This is a genomic window from Vibrio sp. 1580 (assembly GCF_033340055.1).
The window spans coordinates 1-764 of record NZ_JAWOVT010000222.1 but is presented as its reverse complement, the minus strand read 5'-3'; the positions used below and the strand labels follow the sequence as shown (position 1 = coordinate 764).

Here is a 764-nt window from a genome sequence, read left to right as displayed (position 1 = left end):
GCTGGGCACTTTATTCAATCGCTAAAAGCGATTACTCATTCACAAGCGCTACTGCTTCGCGAGTCAGGCGAGCAAGCTCTTCCCAGTTGCCCGCTTCGATCAGTTTCTTGTCTACCATCCAGGTTCCGCCACAGGCCAAAACGCGTGGAATAGCTAAGTAATCTTTGATGTTCGCAGGGTTAATGCCACCAGTAGGCATCAGTTCGATGTCGGTGTATGGCGCAAGCAGTGATTTCACCATGTTGATGCCGCCAGAGGCTTCCGCAGGGAAGAACTTCAAGGTGGTTAATCCCATTTCCAGTGCGGCTTCAACTGTGCTTGGGTTGTTCACACCCGGTACGATATCAATGCCGATTTCTTGGCACGCTTTAACGGTATGTGGGTTAAAGCCAGGCGATACGATAAAGGTTGCGCCTGCTTCTTTTGCTGCAATTGCTTGCTCGCGGTTTAGCACCGTACCGGCGCCAATCAGCATGTCTGGCTGGGCTTCATGCAGTAGGCGAATCGCTTCTGCAGCCGCTGCTGAACGGAAAGTGATTTCAGCGGCTGGTAGTCCGTTTTCTGCCAGTACTTTACCCAGTGGGATAATGTCTTCTGCTTTATCAATAGCGATAACAGGGATGACTTTCAGAGCTTTCAATTGTTCTTTAATGCTAGACATGAGTGTTCCTTAAACGACGCCAAGCGCCGGTTGTGTGAATGCTTTGGGAATGATGGCACCGCGATGTTGAATCACAGCACCTGCCAGTGCGTTTCCTCTTTGA

The 764-nt window shown here is 50.3% G+C and carries 1 protein-coding gene; it reads right to left on the bottom strand.

The window, feature by feature from the left end; genetic code table 11:
* Nucleotides 1–31 precede the first annotated feature (31 nt).
* Complete coding sequence (locus R7093_RS25160) at nucleotides 32–661, bottom strand: bifunctional 4-hydroxy-2-oxoglutarate aldolase/2-dehydro-3-deoxy-phosphogluconate aldolase (protein ID WP_318147009.1); 630 nt, start codon at nucleotides 659–661, stop codon at nucleotides 32–34.
* Between the last annotated feature and the right edge of the window lie 103 nt (nucleotides 662–764).